The sequence below is a fragment of the Dietzia sp. NPDC055877 genome (genome assembly GCF_053615975.1).
Window position 1 is genome coordinate 169,256 of record NZ_JBSHCV010000001.1, and the last position, 22,403, is coordinate 191,658.

Sequence of the window (22,403 nt, forward strand, 5' to 3'; positions counted from 1 at the left end):
CGTCGCGTATGCCGTGAGGCCGCGGCGCGATTCCGCCCGCCCCGGCCCGGCCACACGCGCGCAGGACACCGGCATCTGCGAGAGGTATCAGCCATGTCTGTGGCACCCACGACTGCCGAGCACACCCGACCACCGAAACCCACCCGACCGGCGCGAACAGCCAGACCCGTCGCCGAGCAACTCAGGGCGATCCTGGTCCGGATCCACTTCTACGCGGGGCTGTTCGTGGCCCCGTTCCTCATCGTCGCCGCGCTGTCCGGCGCGCTCTACGCGCTGTCCCCCACGCTGGAGAAACTCGCCTACCAGGAGCAGATCTCCGCGACGACAACGACGACGACAACGAGCACGCCCTTGGCCGAGCAGATCGCGGCCGCCCGGGACCGCCAGCCCGGGCTCGATCTGGTCGAGGTCTGGCCCGCCGACGAACCCGGGACCGCCACCCGCATCCTCTTCGCCGACGACTCGCTGCCCGAAGGCGTGAACCGTGCCGTCTTCGTGGACCCCGCGGATGCTTCCGTGAACGGTGTGCTGACCAGCTACTCGGGCATCGGCGAACTCCCCTTGCGCAGCTGGATCTCCGGCCTGCACAGCGACCTGCACCTCGGCGCCGCGGGCGAGATCTACTCGGAACTCGCCGCCTCCTGGCTGCTCATCCTCACGCTGAGCGGGCTGTTCCTGTGGTGGCGCAGGACTCGTGCCGCCAGGTCCGCGCGTCGGGCCGCGATGCTGCGGGGCGTTCCCGCGCGACCGGGCTCGCGCCGCAAGACGATGTCTCTACACGCGACCCTCGGCACCTGGTTCGCCGTGATCCTCATCGGCATCGCCACGACGGGCCTGACCTGGTCGACCTACACCGGCGGCAACATCGATTCCGTGGTCTCGGCGATGAACTGGCGATCCGCCCCCCTGCAGACCTCGATCAACGGTGATGTCGCCACGGCCGACGCACACGCGGAACACCGGGGGCACTCCGCCCAGCACGCAGGGCAGCGATCCCCCGCCGAACAGGCCCCCGCGGTCCTCGACGCGGCCCGCTACGCCGGACTGGACGGCCCGCTCCGGATGAGCGCACCCGCCGACGCCGACTCGGCATGGACGGTCAGCCAGCTGTGGGGACCGTGGGTGTTCAGCTCGGACTCGGTCGCCGTCTCGGGGGACGACGGGCGGATCGTCGACCGGCTCGACTTCGGGGACCTGTCGCCGTACTCCAAACTCTCGTCCTGGGGCATCTACCTGCACATGGGGATCATGTTCGGGCTTCCCCTACAGATCGCCCTCGCCGCGACGGCGCTGACGGTCGTGGCGCTCGCGATCACGGGATATCGGATGTGGTGGAAGCGCCGCCCGACCCGAGGTGGACTACCCGCACCCCTGGGGAGGACCTCCGGACTCTCCTGGCAGGTCTACGCAATCGCGACAACCGTGGCAGTGGGGCTCGGGATATTCATGCCGCTGCTGGGGATCTCCTTGGCGGTCTTCGTCGTCGTCGACATCCTGGTCACCCGCCGCGCCACAGTCACGGCCCCTGACACCGGGGCCACCGCCCCGTCCGGCCCCCGCTCGTAACCCCGGTCGCGTGACCGACCCGCGGTGCGGCACCTGCCGCGCTGCGGGTCGGTCCCCGTCACGCCCGTGCGCATCTGCCGCAGCGCCCCTCCCAACAGGGGCGCGACCCTACAGTGAAGGCGTGCAGACCTTGTTCATTGTCATCTCCGTTGTCATCAACACGGTTCTGGTCGCCTGGACGGTCCGGCGGCTGATGGGCGGACCCGTGGGGTGGCCGCGGATCTTCGTGTTCTCGTTCATCGTCGCCCTCGTCGCCAACCCCCTCCTGCTCACCACACTCGAACACACGGGTATCGACGACCCGTCCGCCCCGGAACACGTCTGGAGCACGGTCGCCATCTCGGTGCTCTTCGTCGCCTGGGTCATCGCGTTCGAGATCAGCATCCTGGTCGTGACCGAGATCCTCGTGCCCACGGGGAGCCTGCCGGGTCCGATCGAGTTCGTGCGCGGGACGCCCGGCTGGTTCCGGCGCGCCCGCCGGTTCCGGCAGATCTTCGCCATCGCCGCCCGTCAGGGACTCATCGGCTACCTCGGTCGGTCCCGTTCAGCCGTGGACCGCCTGAACCGACCCGGCACCGCTGTCGCGCTGCGTACGGCGCTCACCGAGGGCGGGGTGACGTTCATCAAGCTGGGGCAGATGCTCTCGACCCGCCCCGATCTCCTCCCGCCTGCATACATGAGCGAGTTGTCGCAGCTACACAGCCAGGTCCCGCCGGATCCGTGGGAGACCGTCCGGCAGTCCCTCACCGCCGAGCTGGGCGGTCCGCCCGAGGAGCTGTTCTCGGAGTTCGATCCCGAACCGCTGGCCGCGGCCTCCCTCGGACAGGTGCACAAGGCCACGCTGACGACCGGTGAGGAAGTGGTGGTCAAGATCCAGCGCCCGTCGGCCGACGCGACCGTGCGCGCCGATCTCGACATCATCACCCGGTTGGCCCGGTTGTTGGAGAAGCGGGCCGCGTGGGCTCGCCAGCTCGGCGCGATCGACCTGGCGGAGGGATTCGGGGCCTCCCTGTCCGAGGAGCTGGACTACCGGACGGAGCTGCGCAACCTCGCGGCCCTGGAGGGAACCGATGGTGTGATCATCCCCGGTGCGCACCGGCGGTTCTCCACCAGGCGGATCCTCACGATGGACCGCATCGACGGCATCCCCCTGTCCCGCGCCGCGGACCAGATCGACGCGCTGTCCGCCACAGAGCGCGAGGACCTCACCCGCACGATCCTCGAGGTGGTCCTGCGGCAGATCCTGGTCGACGGCGTCTTCCACGCCGACCTGCACGGCGGGAACATCCTGCTCACCCCCGACGGGTCGTTCGCCCTTCTCGACTTCGGCTCGGTCGGCCGACTGGACCGCCAGGCCCGTCTGGGACTGAGATCGCTGCTCATCGCCATAGACCGCCAAGACGGCGCCGCCGCGACCACCGCCCTGTGCCACATCCTCATCCCGCCGGCGGACCTGGACCTCGTGACCACGCAGTGGCTCATCGGCGACCTGATCATGCGCATCGAGGGCATGCCGGCCGACGTCCTGTTCAACGACCTGCTGCGGGCGGTCGTCTCCGCCGGGTTCAAGGTCCCGTCATCCATCGCCGCGGCCTTCCGTTGCCTGGGCGCACTGGAGGGCACGCTGTCCCTTCTGGCCCCGGATATGGACGTCATCGCCACCACCCGGTCGATCGCCTCGTCGGTGTTCCGGGAGAGCCTCTCGCCCGGCCACTCCGTGCGCACGGGCATCGAGCAGGCGGCGCTGGTGGCGCCGATCGCCGAGCGAGCGCCCGCCCGACTGTCGTCGATCCTGGGACGCCTCGACCGCGACAACCTGGGGCTGAGCTTCTCTCCGCTCGCCGACCCGACGAGCAGGGCGGTGGCCAACCACTTCGCGCAGGTCATCTCCCTGTCCGTGCTCACTGTCGTGGCGGCGTTCAGCGGTATCGCCCTGGTGCTGTCCGAAGAGGGGCCGCGGTGGTCGGACGACCTGCTGATGACCACCTACATCGGGATGGCCCTCCTGCTCATCGCCTACGTGATCGGCAGCCGCCTGGTGATCATGACACTGCAGCGCGGGTTCCAGGAGAACACGCGAACTCCCACCGGGTAGCGCTGTAGGCGCCCGAGACGAATATCATCCGAACAAACGATCACTACTTACCGGGAGCGTGGAGATGGCTGGCCCCACCCGTGATGATGCACGCAGCGAGAGCCGACAACGGCGCGGCAAGGTGCCGGTACTGGCCTCGGCGATCCGCAACTTCACCGAGCGGGGCTTCCACGGAACGTCGATGCGGGACATCGCCGGAGACGCGGGGGTCACCGTCGCCTCGATCTATCACCACTTCGCCTCCAAGCAGGACATGCTGCAGGCGATCATGGTTCAGACATTGAGCGACGTGCTCTCGTCGACCAGAACGGCACTGATGGGTGCCGGCACGGACCCGGCCGCGCAACTGGGCGCACTGGTCCACGCCTGGATCCTCTTCCATACCGATCGCCAGGCTGAAGCACTGATCGGCGCATCCGAACTGCGCAGTCTCGACGGACCGGGACGCAAGCTGATCGTGACACTGCGCGATGAGCAGGAACGGATGTTCCAGGACGTGGTCGACCGGGGGATCAACGAGGGAGCGTTCACCACCAACCACCCGCGCGAGGCCGCGCGCGCGGTGATCAACATGGGTTACGCGGTGGCTTCCTGGTACCGGAGCTCGGGCGATGTCTCACCAGGCGAGATGGCGGACAGGTATGTGGAATTGGCGCTCGGCACCGTGGGATTCACAGGCGCCTCGGCCCCGGCCGCACCGGGCGGGGCCACAGAGAGCTAGAGCCGACTTCCCTCCGGGATCCCTCCGCCGACGCTATGGTGTATCCAAACGATCGTTTAGATGAGGGGCTGCAATGGCAGAGAGTGATTCCTCCGCGGGCACGGTGAACATCCCCGCGCTACGAACATGGATGCACGAGGTTCGGCCCGACGGTCTGGCAGGGCCCCTGACGGCCCGCCTGATCGCCGGAGGCCGCAGCAATCCGACCTACGAGGTGTCCGACGGCACCCAGCACTGGATCCTGCGACGTCCGCCCTACGGCGAAGTCCTCCAGTCCGCTCACGACATGTCGCGTGAAGCGACGGTGATGGGCGCCCTGGCCGGATCCGCCGTGCCCGTCCCCCACGTGGTGGGTGTGTGCCGGGACCCGGAGGTGCTCGGCGCCGAGTTCTACGTGATGGACAAGCTGGTCGGGCGCACCCTGCGTACCGCAGAGGACACCCGGTCCCTGACCCCGGACCAGCGAGGCCGGCTCACCGACACGATGATCAGGACCCTGGTCGCTCTCCACGAGATCGATCCGGCCGACGTCGGCCTGGAGGACTGGGGGCGGCCCCAGGGTTACCTCGAACGGCAGCTCAACCGGTGGGAGCGCCAATGGCACGCCATCAAGACCTCCGAGAGGCCCCGGGTGGACGAGGTGATCGGCATGCTGCGTCGGTCCATGCCCGAGACGACGCTCCCGGGGATCGTTCACGGCGACTACAAGATCGATAATCTCCTGGTCGCCCACGAGGACCCCACGCAGATCCTCGGGGTGCTCGACTGGGAGATGTCCACCCTGGGAGACACCCTAGCCGACCTGGGCATGCTCATCAGCTTCTGGGACGAGGTCGGTACGTTCCACAACCCGATCACCGCCGGGGCGACCGCCCTCGAGGGCTTCCCCACCGCGAAAGAGGTGGTGAGGAAGTACGCCGACCTCCGCACCATCTCGATCGACAGTCTCGACTGGTACATCATCTTCGCCGATCTCAAGCTCGCGGTGATCCTCGAGCAGATCCACGCCCGGCATCTCGCAGGGACGACAGTGGGCGACTGGTACGACGACATCGGCGGCATGGTCGCGCCGATCCTGGACCGCGCCCACGACCGCGCTACTCAGTCGGAACTCTAGATCCACCCGCCCCTCACCACAGAACGGACACTGACATGCAGGACATCTCCGGGCTCCAACTGACCCCGTCGCCGAAAGCGCAGGAGCTGCGCGCCACGCTCGTCGACTTCATGAACACCGAGGTCTTCCCCGCGGAGGCCGCCTACCACGCCTATCGCGCCGAACGCGGTCAGGACGATCACACGCTCCCGCCCGTCGTGGAGGAACTCAAGACCAAGGCCCGGGCCCGGGGGCTGTGGAACCTCTTCCTCCCGGCCGAGTCGGGCATCTCCCAGCTCGACTACGCGAGCCTCGCCGAGGTGACCGGCTGGTCTCTCGAGCTCGCGCCCGAGGCCCTCAATTGTCAGGCCCCCGACACCGGGAACATGGAGCTGCTGCACCTGTTCGCGACCGATGAGCAGCGGGAGCAGTGGCTCGAACCCCTCCTGCGGGGCGAGATCCGGTCCGCGTTCGCGATGACCGAGAAGAACGTCGCGTCCTCGGACGCCACCAACATCGAGACCTCCATCGTGCGTGACGGCGACGAGTACGTGATCAACGGCCGCAAGTGGTGGACATCCGGCGCCGCGGACCCGCGCTGTGCGTTCTTCATCGTCATGGGCAAGACCGACCCGACCGCGGCGCGGCACCTGCAGCAGTCGATGATCATCGTCCCCCGGGACACCCCCGGCGTGACCCTGGTGCGGGACGTACCGGTGTTCGGGCGGCATGACCAGCACGGACACTGCGAGATGTTGTTCGAGGACGTGCGCGTCCCGGTCACCAACATCCTCGACGAGGAGGGGTCGGGATTCGCGCTGGCCCAGGCCCGCCTCGGGCCCGGCCGGATCCACCACTGCATGCGCGCCCTCGGTGCAGCCGAGCGCGCCCTCCAGTTGATGACGACCCGGGTCCAGGAACGCATCGCGTTCGGCAAGCCTCTCGCGGAGCAGGGAATGATCCAGGCCGGCATCGCCGAATCCCGCCTCGAGATCGAGCAGGCCCGCCTGCTGTGCCAGCACGCCTCCGCGATCATCGACGCCCAGGGCAACAAGGCCGCTGCCCCGTATGTATCGATGGCCAAGATCACCACGCCGCGAATCGCCCTGAACGTGATCGACCGGGCGATCCAGGTGCACGGGGGCATGGGCGTCAGTGACGACGTCCCACTCGCCGCGATGTACGGCTGGCATCGCGCCATGCGCATCTTCGACGGGCCGGACGAGGTGCATCTGCGCACTATCGCCAAGTCCGAACTCGCCGCGGCCACCGAGCTCAGGCCCTGACCGGACGGGTCGCGGCCACCTGACCGCGACCCGCCCGACCGTCTGCTCGTCGACAGGCGACCTAGAACGTCAGTCCCGCTCGGGCTCGTGCGTGCGGCAGCTCGTTCAGGGAGCCGAGTCGGAGTTCGCCTCCGGTGCTGACGAACACCCGGCTCACCGAGGTGTAGCGCGGCATGAAGAACGCTCCGTACTCGCGTCCGACGACCCGGCTCAGATAGGAGTTGAGCACGCCTCCGTGACAGACCACGACGACGCGGCCCTCCGTCTGTACAGCGGCGATCTCGTCGAACGCTGACCACACCCGATCGCGGAACTCCTGCGGATCGAACCGGTGGTTTCCCCAGACCCCTGTGGTCAGCGCAGTCGCGGCTGCGGCAAAGACGTCATGGCCGAGCTGTTCCAGCGGGATGTACTCGGAGGCGCCCAGGTCGAACTCGGCGAGCCGCTCGTCGACCGCCACCTGCACCCCGGTTCTCTCCGCGATCGCGGTGGCCGTTTCGAACGCGCGCCGCATCGGACTGCTCACGATCCTCGCGGGGCGCTTGCCCTCGCCGCGGCCCACCCACTCGGCGAGGGCAGCGGCCTGCCCACGGCCGAGCTCGGTCAGTGCGGGGTCGGCGGGCACGTTTCCCCCTGACGCACGCACGGGCTGGGCGTGACGAACGATGAGCAGTTCCACAACGGCCTCTCTCGGCGGGGGCATTGACGAACCGCGGCAAGTTTGCGATTCTTGCGTCACATCTTATCCGCCCACCTCCCCGGCGGGTCAAGGGAACGATCAGTTTCGCGCCTCCTTTGCGTGATCGACCGGTCACACAGTGCAGGAAAGGTCCACGATGTACCCGCCCACGATCGCCGGCAACGAACCCGACGCCATCGCCTATGAGATGGCCGGCTCCGGAGCGCGCCTCACCTACCGCGAACTCGACGAACGCTCGAATCAAGTCGCGCACCTGCTACGCAGCCACGAGGTGAACCCCGGAGACGCCCTCGCCATCCTGCTGCCGAACAGCCTGCCCTGGCCGATCGCCGTGGCCGCGGGAATGCGGACGGGCCTACAGGTCACACCGGTGAACTGGCACCTGAAGTCGTCCGATCTCACGCCCATCCTGGGGGCGGCGGCGCCCGGCGCTGTCGTCACCAACGCCGAGATGGCTCCGCTCGTCCGGCAGGCGACCGCCGACATGGAACGGCCCCCACTGATCCTGTCGGTCGATTCCGGAACGCCCGGCGCCACGGACTTCTGGTCGGCGCTCGACGGGTTCCCGACCACTCCTGTCGAGAATGAGCTCCTCGGCGCCCGCACCCTCTTCAGCGGCGGCACCACGGGCACTCCGAAGGCCTACCGACAGCCCCTGCTGGGCATCCACCCCCTGGATGCCCCGACGCGCCACCCGGGCCTGGCGACCGAACTCGGCATCACCGACGGGATCCGATTCCTGTCCCCGGCCCCGAACTATCACGCCGCCCCGTTCACCTTCCAGCTGATGGTCCTCGCTGCGGGTGGGACGGTCGTCTGCATGGAGTCGTTCGACGCCGCGCGGGCATTGCGGACGCTCCACGATGCAGAGATCACGCACTCCCAGTGGGTACCGACCATGCTGAGCCGCCTGCTGACAGTGGAGTATCGTGACGAGGTCCCACCCGCGCGCTCCCACCGGGTCGCCGTCACCTCGGGCGCACCCTGCCCTCCCGAGCTCAAGGACCGGATCAACGACTGGTGGGGCGACATCCTGCACGAGTACTACGGCGCCTCCGAGGGATACGGGCACACCTACATCTCCCCCGGCGAAGCACGTGAGCGTCGTGGTTCAGTGGGCCGACCGTTGGGCGCGGCCCGGGTCCGGGTCGTCGACCGGTCCGGTCGGGACGTGCCTGTCGGCACCGACGGATCCGTGTGTTTCGAGGCCACCTCCGCGGACGGCGCCACGTCACTCAAGGGCATGGGGGACCTGGGACACCTCGACGACGACGGCTACCTGTATCTCAGTGGCCGGTCGTCGTTCATGATCATCTCCGGCGGAGTGAACATCCATCCGGAGGAGATCGAGGCCGTACTCTCCGCACACCCGGCGGTCTCCGACGTCGCCGTGTTCGGCGTCCCCCACGCGGACTTCGGCGAGGAGGTCGTGGCGGTCGTCGAGCCCGCGGCAGGAAGTTCGCCGGACGCCCGGCTCGCCGCCATGCTCACGGAGCACTGTCGAGCGCGGCTCGCACGCTTCAAGTCCCCGCGACGGTTCGAGTTCGTGGACGATCTACCGCGGCTGCCCACCGGCAAGCTCAACAAGCGCGCCCTGCAGAGCGAGTACGCGTCCCGGCTCGTCCGCCGGGGGCCGTCCTAGCCGCCGGGGCTCCCGCGGCGCGACAAACCGGACGACGCCCCGCGGGGCCCTCAGCCGGTCACGGCCGATCGCTCGCCCCGGAGTCGGAGAGCACGACCGAGGTACTCGGCCGGGGTGGACGCGCCGGGCTCACGACCCGGATCCGAGATACTGGGAAGCGCCGTGACGGAGACGAAACCCTCGTTCACCAGCGCTGCGTCCGTTTCCACGCCCAGACCCTCGGCATTTTCGTAGCGCTCCATGCGCAGGACGCGGTCACCCCGGCTGACACGCAGTCCCATGAGCCCGCGGGGTGCCAGCTTCGCCATCCGCGCGCCCCGGAGATCCTCGATGTCCCGGTCCGGAACGTTGATGTTGAGCACGGTACGGGGGCGGCTGCTCTCGATCATCCACCCCACGGCCTCCACCGCGACGTGCGCGGCCGTGTCGAAGCGGTGGTTCGGCGCGAACCCCGCACTGATCGCGATCCCGCGGACGCCGAGCGAGCCGGCGGCGAGCGCGGCGCCGACCGTACTCGAGGCCAGGAGGAAGCGACCGGTGTTGAAGCCGTCGTTGATCCCGCTGACCACCAGATCCGGCCGATCGCCCAGCACTCCGGTGCAGCTCGCGAGAACCGCGAAGGAGGGTGGCGCGTCGATCACGTGGGTGCGGATCCCCGGCAGTCCCGGCAGCTCGCGCTCCTCGAGCGAGACTTCGGTACCGTGCTCGATCGACCCCACGCCGGAACCGGTACCGCTCCGGTCGCTCGCCGGCACCGCGATCTCGATGTGGTGCCCTGCAGTGCAGAGTGCCCGGGCGAGCGCGATCAGCCCGGGGGCGTCGACGCCGTCGTCGTTGGTCACCAGAATCCGCACGTGGCGCTCCTCCGCTGGAAAGAAGATGTTCCACGAGTGTGATCGATGAGTCACTGTTTTGTCTAGGACACCTGCCATCGATTCCGCGATCGCCCCCTCTTAACTGCGAACTTCCCAGCAGACAACCCCCTTGACAAGTGACGACGCTCACAAGATGATGTGACCAGTCCGTCACTACCTGGCGCGGTTCCCTCAGCAAGGAGCATTCATGTCCCAGTGGCCTATCAACGACGCGGTCTCCCCCGTCTTCCCGCTCTACTCACGAGCGAACGTCGGCGAGATCTTCCCGGACCCGATCAGCCCGCTCAACGCGTCTGCGGGGTTCCAGCACAACCTGGAGCCCGGCTGGCGCGATGCGTTCGTCGCGTGCGGCGTGTGGGACGACAGCCTGTACGAGAAGTCCGGCGTGCCCATCAGCGTCCTCCCCGGTTTCGGCAGCTACCTGTACATCAACATGTCACTCATGCGACTGTTCGGAATCCGGGTGCCCGGGATGTCCGCCGAGGCGGTTGACCTGCAGTACTTCGGCGACATGCCCGGCATCCCGAGCTACGAGAGCGAGAAGCGGGACTTCGACGAGGATCCGGCCTTCGAGGCCTCGGCCGGCGCGTGGCTCAACGAGGAGGTCCTCGGCGCGACCGGCCTGCCGCTGTACGACCGGGACCGCGAGGAGGTCATGGAGATCCGGCGTACCCGGCCGGATGTCCGCCAGATGTCCGACGCCGAACTACGGGAGCGCATCACGTCGTTCGACTACATCCTGCGCCCGCTGTTCAAGCGGCACATCGAGGCCAGCCTCAAGTGCGGCGTCGGCCTGGGCGCCGTCGCCCAGCTGGCCGAGGCGGTCGGCAAGCCGGAGCTCTCGCTGACCCTGGTCAGTGGCCTCGGCAACGTCGACTCGGCCATCCCGTCCAACATGATGTGGGACCTCAGCCGTACGGCTCGGGAGCCCGCCGTGGCCGCGCTGTTCGACGAGGGCGTAGCCGGACTGTACGAGCGGCTGGCCGCCGGCACCGACCCCACGGTCTCGGCCTTCTTCGCCGAGTTCGACGAGTTCCTGTCCGCATGGGACTTCCGCGGCCCCGCCGAGTGGGAGATCCGTGCCCGGACCTGGTCCCAGGTCCCCGAGATCCCCCTGGGCACCATCGACCGGATGCGCCGCCTCGGGGACGACCAGAGCCCGTACACCAAGAACGCAGAGCGGGCCGCCGAGCGCGAGACCGCCACCGCCGAGGTTCGGCAGGCCCTTCAGGGCGATCCTGATGCGGCAGCCCAGCTCGACGTGGTGCTGGGCGCGGCCGCCCTGTGGATGCGAGGCAGAGAGCGCGGCCGTACCACCGCCGCGATGGCGATGCACGAGATCCGCCTGCCTGCGCTCGAGCTCGGGCGTCGCGGCGTCGAGGCCGGACACCTGAAGAGTGCGGATCACGCCTTCATGCTGTTCGCGGAGGAGCTCGACGACTACCTGGCGAACCCCTCTGCGTTCACCGACCTCCTCGCCGAGCGGGAGGCCTCTTACCTCGACCTGTTCAACTACGTCCCGCCGTTCGTCGTGACCGGCGAGGCTCCCGAGCTCTCGACCTGGGAGCGCGTGGACGCCCAGTCCGCGCCGGCCGTCGGCGCCGGCGGCGAGCTCCCCGGGGTCGGCGGATGCAACGGTGTCGCCCGCGGTCGCGCACGGGTGCTGCTCTCGCCCAACGATCCGGGCGCACTCGAGGCCGGCGACATCCTTGTCGCTCCGATCACCGACCCGTCCTGGACGCCGCTGTTCGTGGCCGCGGCGGGTGTCGTCGTCGACGTCGGCGCGCCGTTCTCCCACGCGGCGATCGTCAGCCGCGAGCTCGGCATCCCGTGCGTCGTCTCCGCGACCAACGCCACCCGGCGCATCCCCGACGGAGCACTCATCGAGGTCGACGGCACCTCCGGCAAGGTGACGGTCCTCGAGGACGCACCCGCCGCCGACCCGGTGGCAGCCATGTAGGCCGCCCGGCGCAACACGGACACGGACACCGATGCCCGGCGAGGTTCTCCTCGCCGGGAATCGGCATGTGTGCGCGGAGGTCAGCTCTCGTCGGCCGATGTCCGCTCGCGCCGGAGACTCAACACCACGTCGTTGTGCAGCTCCATCCAGATGTCGTGGTAGCTGTCCGCCATCGGCCTGGCGAACGACGCCGCGTCTCCCGACTGCAGGCGACGCAACGTGGCCTCCAGTCGGCCGCGGTACCGGCCGAACCGGGGTAGCGGCCCCTCGATGCTCTCGAGCACCGGCAGGAAGCCGGCATGGAACTCGGCGAGCTCACCGATCACCGCGGCGTCGTATTCCGCGTCCGTGTGGTCATTCGGCTCGTCATCGGTGCGCATCTGCCAGCGATGACAGATCTTCTTGAACTCGGTGTTGTGCGGCAGGAACGCCTCGTCGAAATCCGCGAGCGCCCCGGTGGCCGCGGTCGTCTCGTCGTCGTCGACCAGGAGGCGCGCCGCCTCCTCCCGCCCCTTCGGCGTCAACATGTACCCACCGACCGCACCGCCGCGGAGCATGACGAGCCCGTCCTCGACAAGGGGTGCGCACGCCGCCTCGAGCTCGGCCGACGGCACCCCGGACAGGTCGCTGAGGACCTCGGGCTTCGCTAGCCCCTTCACTCGCAGGGAGTGCAGGAGATCAAAGGTGACGGACATGGCGCCCTCCTCGTGGTGGGTTCTCGTGACTCATTTCCGGAAGGGGCTTTAAATGCGACCCGCGAGTCACTATGGTGGGGATCACATTAGCCACCGCCCGACTGGAAATCAACGGACTCGGCCCGGGCGACACGGCCCGTTTAGTGGAACCGGCGTCACAAACCGGCCCAAGGAGTACACCATGCCCCCTGCGACAGACATCGATCTGATGGACCTCGACTCGTTCGAGGGCGGTTACGACCACCAACTCTTCGACGAGCTCCGCGAATCGGATCCGTTGCACTGGAACGACGAACCCGACGGCGGCCAGGGATTCTGGTCCGTCACGCGCTACGCGGACGTCGTGGCGGTGGCCAACAACCACGCCGCGTTCACGGTCGTCGAGGGCACCCAGATCCCGAGTCGCCGGGCGGAGGGCGAGGGGGCCCGCAGCATCCACCACGTCGACCCGCCGGAGCACGGCCCGCTGCGGCGCGTGTCCACCCCGCACGTCCGCCCGGTGAAGGTCAAGCAGCTCGAAGCCGACATCACGTCCGTGATCGACGACCTGCTGGACAAGCACGTCGGGCAGGGCACCTTCAACTTCGTGCACGAGATCTCGGCACGCCTGCCCGTCGTGATGATCAGCCGTCTGCTGGGCGCGCCCCTGGCGGACACCGATCGGATCATCCAGTGGACCAACCGGATGTCGCCGGACGACCCGGACCACTCCTCGGGCCCCGAGGACTCCGCAGCCGCCCGCGACGAGATCTTCGACTACTTCCGCGGCCTCGAGGAGGAGCGTCGACGGGCTCCCCAGGACGACCTCATCTCCACCCTGGCCAACGGCACCGCGGGCGGCCAGCCCCTCAACCGCGGCGAACTCGACGCCTATTACCTGATCCTCATGGTCGCGGGGAACGAGACCACCCGGAACCTGCTGTCCGGCGGCACCTACGCGCTGCACCAGAACCCCGAGGCCTGGTCCGCGATCCGGCAGCAACCCGCAAGATCGCGCCTGGCCGTCGAGGAGATGATCCGGTGGGTCAGCCCGATCATCTGCATGCGGCGCAACGCCACCCGGGACGTCGAGCTCCACGGCAGGACGATCCGGGCGGGCGACAAGGTCGTCATGTGGTTCACCTCCGCGAACCGCGACCCCCGGGCGTTCGAGCGCGCCGACCAGTTCATCGGCGCCCGCGACCCCAACGAGCACCTCGGCTTCGGCTGGGGCGAGCACGCGTGCCTCGGTTCGAACCTCGCGCGACTGGAAGCGAAGCTCTTCTACTCGCGGCTCGCCGAACGGGGACTGGAGATCGAGGTCCTCGGCGAGCCCGCGCGTCTGCGGAGCAACTTCTTCCGCGGCATCAAGCGGCTCGACGTGCGTCTGGAGACGAGCAATGGTTGAGCGTCTCGAACCCGCGGCATGCCTCGTCGACGGCGAGCTCGTCGTCGCCGACGGTCCGGAGCACGTCGTCGTCGACCCCTACACGGAGGCGCCGATGGGCGGCGCACCGGAGGCCGGCCCGGACCTCGTCGCCAGGGCCGTCGACGCCGCCGCCCGCGCCCACCCCACCTGGCGGGACACAGGGGTGGCCGAACGCGCGACGCTGCTCGACGCCGTGGCGGACCTGCTGGCCGCCGACGAGGACTCCATGGCAGCGCTCGTCAGCCGAGAGATGGGGATGCCCGTCACGCTGGCCCGCGTCACCCAGGCCCAGCTCCCGTCCCGGGTCCTCCGCGCCACCGCCGAGGTCGCGCGCAACGGGTTCCCGTGGCGTGAGGAGATCGAAGGGGCCACCCTGGCCCGTTCCGGTGCGGGAGTGGTCGGAGCCATCACCCCCTGGAACATGCCGGTGCACCAGATCGTCGCCAAGGTCTCCGCGGCCGTCGCGGCCGGCAGCCCGGTCGTCCTCAAGGCGTCGGAACAGACGCCGTACGACGCGCTGCGGATCGCCGAACTCTTCATGGAGGCGGGCGCGCCCGCCGGTCTCGTCAACGTCGTGACCGGCACCGGACCGGTCACCGGGGCCGCGCTGGCCTCCCATCCGGGCCTGGCCAGGCTCTCCTTCACCGGCAGCGTCCGGGCGGGTAAGGAGGTGGCCGGCCTCGCCGCGCGGAATCTCGTCAAGTGCTCCCTGGAGCTCGGCGGCAAGTCCCCCGCCCTGGTACTCCCGGACGCTGATCTCGCCACCGCCGTACCGGCGGCACTGAGGTCGGGGCTGGTCAACTCCGGCCAGGCCTGCAACGCGACCACCCGCATGCTCATCCCCGAGCAGAGCGCGGGCGACGTCGTGGACCTGATCCGCGAGGCCGCCGCGACCTTCGTCCTCGGCGACCCGGCCGACCCCGACACCACGCAGGGCCCGCTGGTCACCGCGGCGCAGCAACGCGTCGTACTGGACCACATCGAACACGCGCGTACCGAAGGAGGCGCGGTCGTGACAGGCGGATCCGCCCACACACCCGCGAGCGGGACCGGCTACTTCGTCGAACCGACGGTGATCGCGGGCCTGCCCGAGAACGCCCGCGCGGTGCGCGAGGAGATCTTCGGCCCGGTGGTGGTGCTCCAGACCTACCGCGACGTCGAGGACGCCGTTCGCGTGGCCAACGACAGCGACTACGGGCTCTCCGCCGAGGTCTGGTCCGCGGACACCGATCGCGCCCGCCGGGTGGGCGAGCGACTGTCGGTGGGCCAGGTCAAGATCAACGGGGTCCGCACCCGGAACCGGCCGCTCGTGCCGTTCGGCGGCATGCGCCACTCCGGGTACGGCCGCGAGCTCGGCCCACTGGGCATCGAGGAGTTCACCGACGTGACGGCGGTGATGGCGTGAGTACCGCCCCCGTCCTCGTCACCGGCGCGGCCTCCGGGATCGGCGCCGCGCTGGTCGCACTCCTGCGGCGGCAGGGCCGCGAGGTGATCGGCCTCGACAGGGCCCCCGCCGACGGGATCATCGGCTGCGACCTGGCCGACCCGGACTCCATCCGGACGATCCTCGACTCCCTGCCGGACGAGCTGGGCGGGCTGGCCAACGTGGCGGGCGTCCCCGGAACCGCGGACGCCGAGACCGTACTGCGCGTCAACGTCCTCGCCCCGAAGCTGCTCACCCGCGGTGTCCTCCCGCGCCTGCCCGGCGCGGCGGCGATCGTCAACGTGGCCTCCGTCGCGGCGCACCGCAACACCCAGCCCCCGGAGTCCGTCGCGCAGCTCATCGACGCCGGCGATCCCGAGACGCTCCTCGAGTGGCTCTCAGCACACCCGCTCGACGGGCCGGCCGCGTACGACACCTCGAAGCGTGCGCTCGTGGACTGGACCGCACTGCTGGCCGCCGAGCTCATCGGCACCGGAGTCCGCGCACTGAGCGTCAGTCCGGGACCGGTCGAGACCCCGATCCTCTCCGACTTCACGACCAGCATGGGCCGGGACTCCATGGACCGCTCCGTGGCCGCGGTCGGCAGGCACGGCAGGCCGGACGAGGTCGCGGCCATCGTCGGGTTCGCCCTCTCCCCCGCCGCTTCCTGGCTCAACGGCATCGACATCCTCGCCGAGGGAGGCCTGATGGCCTCCCGCTTCGCCGCACAACACGCTTCGACCACCAGCACCCACGAAGGAATGCAGTCATGACCGTACCCAGCGTTGTTCTTCTCGACGGATCGCAGCCGGGAGACCGCGAGATCCTCGGAGGTAAGGCCTACAGCGTGAACCGCATGCAGGGGCTCGGGCTTCCCGTGCCGCCCGCGTTCGCGTTGCCGACGCACGTGTGCGGGCTGTACCACGGCAACGGCCGCGCCCTCCCCGACGAGGTGTGGGAGGCCGTGGTGGAGGCCGTCCGCGCCCTCGAGTCCGACACCGGTCGGACGTTCGGCACGGGCCCGTCGCCACTTCTGGTCTCCGTCCGTTCCGGTGCCGCCCAGAGCATGCCGGGAATGATGGACACCGTCCTCAACCTCGGACTGACCCCCGAACTCTCGGAGATGCTCGCCGCCGAGAGCGGGGACGCACGGTGGGCCGAGGACACCTGGGCCCGGTTCTGCCGGTCCTACGCCGAGATCGTCCTGGGCGAGCAATCCGCGGAGCCGGCCCCGCCGTCTGACCCCTGGGAGCAGCTTCGTCAGGCCATCGGCGCGGTGTTCGACTCCTGGACCAACGAGCGCGTCCGCACCTACCGGGAACGCCACGGTCTCGGAGCAGGCGGTGGCACCGCCGTGACGGTCCAGGCGATGGTGTTCGGCAACCGGGACGACAACTCCGGCACCGGCGTGATGTTCAGTCGCGATCCCAGCTCCGGCGAGCCCGTCCTGTTCGGGGAGTGGCTGACCAACGCCCAGGGCGAGGACGTGGTGTCGGGCGAAACGACCCCGACCCCGCTCGCCGCGCTGGCCACCGACGCCCCCGGGCTCCACGGTGAACTGACCCGGATCGCAGGCATTCTCGAGGCCGAGCACCGGGACCTGGTCGATATCGAGTTCACCGTCGAGAGCGGCCGCCTGTACATGCTCCAGTGCCGCGCCGGTAAGCGGTCACCGCGCGCGGCGGTCCGCATCGCCGTCGACCTGGCCGAGTCCGGTGTGATCACCACGGACGAGGCTCTTCAGCGGATCACCGACGACCACGTCGACTCGCTCGGCGGGGCCGAGGCCGTCGAGGACTCCGCGGAGGGCGCCGCCACGGCGCTGGCCACCGGGCTGGGCGCCAGCCCCGGCGTCGCGACGGGCGTCGTGGCCCGAGACTTCGACGAGGTCATGGAGCTGACCGGCAACGGCGAGGACGTGATCCTCGTGCGCACGTTCACCGCCCCGGACGACGTCCCCGCCATGTTCCAGTCCGTCGGCGTGCTCACGGAGGTCGGCGGGACCACCTCCCATGCCGCGCTCGTATGCCGGGAGATCGGCCTTCCCTGCGTGGTCGGCGCCGGCGAGGGCCTGGTCGGGCAGTTGGTCGGCAAGAAGATCACGATCGACGGCTCGACCGGCAAGGTCTACGCCGAGGGCTCGGTCACCACATCGCGGGCAGCGGACGACGACCACGTGCGTGCGCTCATCCGGTACGCGATCGACACGGGAGCGACCGGCCACCCGGTGCACCGCCTCGCGGCGGCAGCCCGGTGACAGGTGAACGGAGTACAGCCATGACCACCCCCACGAAAAAGGATCTGCTCGACCCGGGCGCCGACCTGCTGGGCCACGTCCTGCGCGTCGAGGAGATCATCGACGAGACCGCCGAGGCCAAGACGTTCCGTTTCGGGATCCCCGGGGAACTGCGGGCGGACTACGCGTTCACCCCGGGACAGTTCCTCACACTCGCCATCCCGAGCGACCGCACGGGATGGGTCGCGCGTTGCTACTCGATCTCCAGCTCGCCGTCGCAGCCCGGGATCGCCGTCACGGTCAAACGCACCGCCGGTGGGTACGCCTCGAACTGGCTCTGCGACAACGTCACCGAGGGCTCAAGGCTCCGGGTGTTGGCGCCGAGCGGCCTGTTCACCCCGCGCAGCCCGGAGGCGGATCTTCTGTTGTGCGCGGCGGGCTCGGGGGTGACGCCGGCGATGTCGATCCTGCGGACGGTGCTCGACTCGATCACGGGACGCATCGCGTTCTTCTACGCCAACCGGGACGAGGAGTCGATCATCTTCCGCAGCGAACTCGAGGCACTGCGCGAGGAGCACGGTGATCGCCTCGTGGTCCACCACTGGTTGGAGGCCGAACGTGGACTGCCTGACGTGGAGAGTTTCGCCGCCTGGGCCGCCGGGTACACCGAGCGGGAGATCTTCACGTGTGGGCCGGCGCCGTTCATGCAGATGGTGCGGGACGGCGCCGAGCAGGCCGGGTTCGACGTGTTCCGGATCCAGACCGAGGAGTACCGGTCACTCACCGGCGACCCATTCCAGCCGATCGCCACTGTCGACGAGGAGAATCTGTCGGACGCCGCGATGCTCGAGGTGATCATCGATGACGAGACCCACACGCTCCCCTGGCCGGCGACGCACACGCTCGTGGACATCATGGTGCTGGCCGGCATCGACACCCCCTACGCGTGCCGAGAGGGCAAGTGCGGTGCGTGTACGTGCCACCTCGCCCAGGGTGAGGTCCATCGCGGGCGGACCGACGCACTCGAGCCCGAGGACATCGACGAGGGCTACATCCTCGGCTGCCAGGCGACCCCTCTCTCGAAGGTCGCCAAGGTCGAGTTCTGACCGCTGCCGCGCCTGGGCCCACCGCTGCCCCGACTGAGCCCACGGTGTCGCCGATTGCTCGACGTCGTGGGCTCAGGTCATTCGGCGGGCGAGACCAGTCGGTACCAGGACCGACCGAGCGACTCCCCCAGTTCGTCGATCCGCTCAGGGCGCGGCGTCACCGCCGGCAGCCCGACGTTGACGTAGGCCAGCTGCTCGGTGAGGCACCCCAGGCTCTCGGCGAGCAGTTCGAGACCGTCCCCCTCGATCTTCCCGGCCTCGTGCAACCGCACCAACCACCGGTGCGTTCTGGCCACGAAGTCCCCTCGGACACGGAGCCACAGTGCCTGGAATCCGTCGTTGGGGCTCGAGGCCGCCGCCTCTCGGAGCAGCCGGAGGATGTGCCGATGGCGGGCATATGTGTGCAGGTAGGCGGTGTTGGTCTCGATCAGGCTGGCCAGCTCGGCGCTGTCTCCCGAGCGCTTGGGGGACACCGCGGACAGACCCTCGAGTCCCGGGCGGAGCACCGCCAGGAAGATGTCATCGAGTGACGTGAAGTGCCGGTAGAAGTTGCCCTGCGAGTTCCCGGCGCGCCGGACGACGTCCGAGACTCGGGTGCGCGTGTATCCGTACTCGGTGAAGCACTCCGTGGCCGCCTGGACGAGACGTTCACGGGTCTGCTGCCCGCGCTTGTTCGTCCGCTTCGCGGGGCCATCGGCCTCGAGTCCGGCATCACTGTAGAGGGCGCTGATGACCCCGCCTTCTCCCGTCGGGTTCAGGTCAGTCATCGATGCACCTCCAGCAGGTCATTCCGCCCAGCATACCGCGGCGACGGACGTGATTGTGACTGATCGGTCACCTCGCACAGCGCGATCGCTGGCCTCCGATGTCGCACCGGGCCGGCGAGCAGAACGTCGAATTTCGACAATCGATGGAATCTGATGGGCAGCACACCTAGTCTCCGACTCACCCTCCGGGCGATGATGCTGGCCACTGCGGCGCCCACCATCGTCCGGCACGTACCCGGCGACCTCACCGAGCATGTCGCCCTTTCCATCGCTGCAACACGAGGGGCCGACATGAGTCCGACCGTCGAACTGGCCATCCGCACCTCAGGTCTTGTGAAGGCCTTCGGCGCGGTCCGAGCGCTCGACGGACTCGATCTCGAGGTCGAGCGTGGCGAGGTCCACGGGTTTCTCGGCCCGAACGGTGCGGGGAAATCCACCGCGATCAGAGTGCTGCTGGGACTGCTGCGCGCCAACGGCGGCACCGCGGAGCTGTTGGGCGGCGACCCGTGGCGAGATGTCGTGACACTCCATCGTCGCCTCGCCTACGTCCCCGGCGACGTGGTGCTCTGGCCGTCCCTGTCCGGTGGTGAGGCCATCGATCTCCTCGGCCGCATGCGCGGCGGACTCGACGACGCGAGACGTGCCGCCCTCCTCGAGCGGTTCGAGCTGGACCCCACGAAGCGCGGCCGCACCTATTCCAAGGGGAACAGGCAGAAGGTCGCCATCATCGCCGCTCTGTCCTCCGACGTCGACCTCCTCATCCTGGACGAACCCACCTCTGGCCTCGACCCGCTCATGGAGAAGGTGTTCCAGGAGGAGATCGCGGCGGAGAAGGCACAGGGCCGCACCTTCCTGCTCTCCAGTCACATCATGAGTGAGGTGGAGTCTCTGGCCGACCGGGTCAGCATCATCCGCGACGGCCGGATCGTCGAACGTGGGACGCTCGAGCAGCTGCGGGTGAACAGCCTCGTCACGCTCCGCGCCACGCTCGGTCGGGCGCCCCGGGACCTCGGGGAACTGACATTCCTGCACGAGCCCGCACTGGAGGGCGACCGCCTCACGGCATGGGTACCGCCCGGCCGGATCAACGACGCCATGGCCGGGCTGATCGCCTACGAGATGTCGGCGCTCACGGTCTCCCCGCCATCACTGGAGGACCTGTTCCTCCGCCAGTACGAGGGCCGGCAGGACTCCCGCGGACGGACCGCGTCGCGATGACCTCGACACTCACCGGCACCCGCCCGCTGCTGCGGGTGGCACTGCGCCTGGACGTCCGCAACATCGCACCGTGGGTCGTGCTCATCTCCGCGCTGTCCGCGACCTCCGTCCTCGCCTATACCTGGATCTTCCCGACCGCCGCCGAACGACAGGAGCTGGCCGCGACCCTCGGCGCCAATCCCGCGCTGGCACTGGTTTTCGGCCCGGCGCGCGACCTGATGACAGCCGACGGGTTCAATGCGTGGCGCGCCGGTCAGCTCGGCGCACTCTTCGCCGGCATCATGGCGATCCTGACGGTCGTACGGAACAGTCGCGAGCACGAGGACTCCGGCCAGGCGGAACTGATCGCCTCCGGTGTCACCGGTCGCCACTCACGTCTCATGGTCGCGGTGCTCCTGGCCGCGGCGGCGTCGGTTGCGGTCGGGGTGGTGTGTTTCCTGCTCACCGTCGCCTGCGGGGGCGGCGCGGTCGCCACCCTGACGCTGGCCGCCACCTTCTCCGCATCGGGTCTGATCTTCGGTGCCGTAGCGGCGGTCACGGCGCAGCTGGGATCGGATGCCCGCACCTCGAGCAGCCTGGCGATCGCGACCCTGGCGGTCTGCTTCGCGCTGCGCGGTTACTTCGACGCCGGCGACGCCCCGGCGTGGACGGTCTGGTTGACCCCTCTCGGGTGGTTGGAGCGCACCGACCCCGGTGGTGCGAACAACTGGTGGCCGCTGCTCGCCGCGCTGGCACTGTCCGTCGCCCTGGTGACAGCGGCGTTCGCCCTGCAGAGCCGCCGGGACTTCGGCCAGGGTCTGATCCCCCCGCGGCCCGGCCCGGAGACCGGCGGTGTCGTGACCTCGGTGTGGGGCCTGGCCGTGCGCCTCCACCGCGCCACGGTCGTGTCCTGGCTGATCGGGCTGGCGGGACTCGGCGCCCTGCTCGGCAGTCTCACCGGGTCCCTCGGGACGCTCTTCACCGCGAACCCGGAGATGGCGAGGGTGATCGTCTCGGGAGGTTCGGGTGCGACCGACCTGACCATGGCGTTCGTGGCGACCATTCTGCAGATCGTCGCGATCGTCGCGGGCATCATGGGCGTGCAGGTCGTCATGCGTATCCACGCCGACGAGGTCGCACTGCGCACGGAACCGTTGTACGCGACCGCGCTGCGTCGGTGGGTCTACCTGGCGTCCAATGTCGTGGTGGCGCTGCTCGGGACCGCGATCGGGATGACCCTGGCCGGACTCGCCCTCGGCCTGGTCGCGGCACGCTCCACCGATCTCTCCGTGGCGACGGTCCTCGGGCAGGCGGTGGCAACCACACCGGGGGGCTGGGTGCTCGTCGCACTCGCGGTCGCGGCCGTCGGGGCGGCGCCGCGGATCCGACTGGTCGGTTGGTTGGGGCTGGTCGCGACCTTCGCGCTCACCCTGCTCGGCCCGACCTTCAGGCTGCCCGACTGGGCGCTCGACGTCAGCCCGCTCCGGCACGTCCCGACAGTCGACGCAGCGGCCCCGCACTGGAGCGGGCTCGGCTGGCTCCTGCTGGTCGCCGCCGCCCTGCTCGCCGTCGGGTTCGCGGGCTACCGCCGCCGCGATATCGGCTGAGATCGAGTGACCTCGCGCCCCGT

General features: G+C 69.3%; 18 protein-coding genes. 14 read left to right on the forward strand and 4 right to left on the reverse strand.

Annotated features, from left to right (window positions below):
• Positions 1 to 93: 93 nt before the first annotated feature.
• The 5 genes from ACWGLC_RS00800 (at position 94) to ACWGLC_RS00820 (ending at position 6,764) form a co-directional block, all read left to right on the forward strand.
• A complete protein-coding gene (locus ACWGLC_RS00800) occupies positions 94 to 1,566 on the forward strand; it encodes a PepSY-associated TM helix domain-containing protein (RefSeq protein ID WP_452098134.1) in 1,473 nt (490 codons plus the stop codon).
• Between the two features lie 121 nt (positions 1,567 to 1,687).
• Positions 1,688 to 3,661 carry an ABC1 kinase family protein gene (locus ACWGLC_RS00805; RefSeq protein ID WP_452098135.1) on the forward strand — a complete coding sequence of 658 codons (1,974 nt, stop codon included), beginning with the start codon at positions 1,688 to 1,690 and terminating at the stop codon, positions 3,659 to 3,661.
• 64 nt (positions 3,662 to 3,725) lie between these two features.
• Positions 3,726 to 4,382: a TetR family transcriptional regulator gene (locus ACWGLC_RS00810; protein WP_452098136.1), complete on the forward strand. Its 657-nt coding sequence runs from the start codon at positions 3,726 to 3,728 to the stop codon at positions 4,380 to 4,382.
• 73 nt (positions 4,383 to 4,455) lie between these two features.
• Positions 4,456 to 5,499 carry a phosphotransferase family protein gene (locus ACWGLC_RS00815; RefSeq protein ID WP_452098137.1) on the forward strand — a complete coding sequence of 348 codons (1,044 nt, stop codon included), beginning with the start codon at positions 4,456 to 4,458 and terminating at the stop codon, positions 5,497 to 5,499.
• A gap of 35 nt (positions 5,500 to 5,534) precedes the next feature.
• On the forward strand, positions 5,535 to 6,764 hold the full coding sequence (locus ACWGLC_RS00820) for an acyl-CoA dehydrogenase family protein (protein WP_452098138.1): 1,230 nt from the start codon (positions 5,535 to 5,537) through the stop codon (positions 6,762 to 6,764).
• Positions 6,765 to 6,825: 61 nt separating this feature from the next.
• Here ACWGLC_RS00820 and ACWGLC_RS00825 read toward each other — a convergent pair whose 3' ends face one another.
• Positions 6,826 to 7,467, reverse strand: coding sequence for a histidine phosphatase family protein (locus ACWGLC_RS00825; protein WP_452098139.1), 642 nt, complete (start codon positions 7,465 to 7,467; stop codon positions 6,826 to 6,828).
• Between the two features lie 133 nt (positions 7,468 to 7,600).
• Between ACWGLC_RS00825 and ACWGLC_RS00830 the strand changes: the two genes are divergently transcribed.
• Positions 7,601 to 9,106: an AMP-binding protein gene (locus tag ACWGLC_RS00830; protein ID WP_452098140.1), complete on the forward strand. Its 1,506-nt coding sequence runs from the start codon at positions 7,601 to 7,603 to the stop codon at positions 9,104 to 9,106.
• A 50-nt stretch (positions 9,107 to 9,156) separates the two neighbouring features.
• On the opposite strand, the gene surE is transcribed toward ACWGLC_RS00830, so the two are convergent.
• Positions 9,157 to 9,960 (reverse strand): 5'/3'-nucleotidase SurE, encoded by an 804-nt coding sequence (gene surE / locus ACWGLC_RS00835; protein WP_452098141.1) that lies wholly within the window; start codon positions 9,958 to 9,960, stop codon positions 9,157 to 9,159.
• A 208-nt stretch (positions 9,961 to 10,168) separates the two neighbouring features.
• Here surE and ACWGLC_RS00840 point away from each other — a divergent pair, with 208 nt between their 5' ends.
• Positions 10,169 to 11,941, forward strand: coding sequence for a PEP-utilizing enzyme (locus ACWGLC_RS00840; protein ID WP_452098142.1), 1,773 nt, complete (start codon positions 10,169 to 10,171; stop codon positions 11,939 to 11,941).
• A gap of 80 nt (positions 11,942 to 12,021) precedes the next feature.
• On the opposite strand, the gene ACWGLC_RS00845 is transcribed toward ACWGLC_RS00840, so the two are convergent.
• Positions 12,022 to 12,636 (reverse strand): MarR family transcriptional regulator, encoded by a 615-nt coding sequence (locus ACWGLC_RS00845; protein WP_452098143.1) that lies wholly within the window; start codon positions 12,634 to 12,636, stop codon positions 12,022 to 12,024.
• 181 nt (positions 12,637 to 12,817) lie between these two features.
• Here ACWGLC_RS00845 and ACWGLC_RS00850 point away from each other — a divergent pair, with 181 nt between their 5' ends.
• The 5 genes from ACWGLC_RS00850 to ACWGLC_RS00870 are packed head-to-tail and all read left to right on the forward strand — an operon-like array spanning position 12,818 to position 18,809.
• Positions 12,818 to 14,023, forward strand: coding sequence for a cytochrome P450 (locus ACWGLC_RS00850; RefSeq protein ID WP_452098144.1), 1,206 nt, complete (start codon positions 12,818 to 12,820; stop codon positions 14,021 to 14,023).
• The gene (locus ACWGLC_RS00855) at positions 14,016 to 15,449 is read left to right on the forward strand and encodes an aldehyde dehydrogenase family protein (RefSeq protein ID WP_452098145.1); all 1,434 of its coding nucleotides are present in this window, start codon (positions 14,016 to 14,018) and stop codon (positions 15,447 to 15,449) included. The genes ACWGLC_RS00850 and ACWGLC_RS00855 overlap by 8 nt, the downstream gene beginning before the upstream one ends.
• The gene (locus ACWGLC_RS00860; protein WP_452098146.1) at positions 15,446 to 16,240 is read left to right on the forward strand and encodes an SDR family oxidoreductase; all 795 of its coding nucleotides are present in this window, start codon (positions 15,446 to 15,448) and stop codon (positions 16,238 to 16,240) included. The genes ACWGLC_RS00855 and ACWGLC_RS00860 overlap by 4 nt, the downstream gene beginning before the upstream one ends.
• Positions 16,237 to 17,724, forward strand: coding sequence for a pyruvate, phosphate dikinase (locus ACWGLC_RS00865; RefSeq protein ID WP_452098147.1), 1,488 nt, complete (start codon positions 16,237 to 16,239; stop codon positions 17,722 to 17,724). Before ACWGLC_RS00860 ends, ACWGLC_RS00865 begins: the two co-directional genes overlap by 4 nt.
• Positions 17,725 to 17,744: 20 nt before the next feature.
• A complete protein-coding gene (locus tag ACWGLC_RS00870; RefSeq protein ID WP_452098148.1) occupies positions 17,745 to 18,809 on the forward strand; it encodes a 2Fe-2S iron-sulfur cluster-binding protein in 1,065 nt (354 codons plus the stop codon).
• Positions 18,810 to 18,886: 77 nt separating this feature from the next.
• Here the strand turns inward: ACWGLC_RS00870 and ACWGLC_RS00875 are convergent, their stop codons facing one another.
• On the reverse strand, positions 18,887 to 19,576 hold the full coding sequence (locus ACWGLC_RS00875; RefSeq protein WP_452098149.1) for a TetR/AcrR family transcriptional regulator: 690 nt from the start codon (positions 19,574 to 19,576) through the stop codon (positions 18,887 to 18,889).
• A gap of 291 nt (positions 19,577 to 19,867) precedes the next feature.
• Between ACWGLC_RS00875 and ACWGLC_RS00880 the strand changes: the two genes are divergently transcribed.
• Both ACWGLC_RS00880 and ACWGLC_RS00885 read left to right on the forward strand, forming a co-directional pair.
• Positions 19,868 to 20,794, forward strand: a complete 927-nt coding sequence (locus ACWGLC_RS00880; protein ID WP_452098363.1) for an ABC transporter ATP-binding protein — start codon at positions 19,868 to 19,870, stop codon at positions 20,792 to 20,794.
• Positions 20,791 to 22,380, forward strand: coding sequence for an ABC transporter permease (locus tag ACWGLC_RS00885; protein ID WP_452098150.1), 1,590 nt, complete (start codon positions 20,791 to 20,793; stop codon positions 22,378 to 22,380). Before ACWGLC_RS00880 ends, ACWGLC_RS00885 begins: the two co-directional genes overlap by 4 nt.
• Positions 22,381 to 22,403 lie beyond the last annotated feature (23 nt).